1 protein-coding gene is annotated in these 461 nt (G+C 61.6%); it reads right to left on the bottom strand.

Annotation, left to right across the window (positions count from 1 at the left end; all coding sequences use genetic code 11):
• Nucleotides 1-461 (bottom strand): hypothetical protein (locus E3U47_RS25140; protein WP_218568169.1); only part of this gene is annotated, 461 nt, incomplete at both ends.

Raw genomic sequence — 461 nt, 5'->3', positions numbered from 1 at the left:
TCGCTCGAGAGCCCCTGTCGCGGACTCTCCACTCAGCACTAATTGCGTGCGGTCGCCCAACATCATCCCAGGCCAACTGATCCCTGCCGTGATCGCGCTCAGGCCGCCAGGCACGGTCGGACCAGTAGCCTCATTGACACTCGGGGCCGGTAAGCGCTGCACGACACCTTGCACAACCAGCGTTCTACGATACGAGCGCTGGACCTGAACCCCAGCTCGGTAAACTTCGTAGCTGACGCGCAACTGTCCGTTCGCTGCCCGTACCACGTCGGCATTGGGAATGGTTGCGAAGCGCTCGCCGGGGTAGCGCTCGCCGTCTGCGTTACGGATCGGGATGTCCGGAAGGGCAACGGCAAAACGCTGTCCTTCGCTCGTGGTGACTTCGTAACGAAAACGCAGGACATCGCCCAAGCGCACGTTGGGCCGCATGACAATTGTGACAACGTGAAGCGTCTGACTGC

The sequence above is a fragment of the Pseudomonas sp. RIT623 genome (assembly GCF_004519305.1).
Taxonomy (GTDB): Bacteria; Pseudomonadota; Gammaproteobacteria; order Pseudomonadales; family Pseudomonadaceae; genus Aquipseudomonas.
This window is presented reverse-complemented; position numbering and strand designations above follow the sequence as displayed.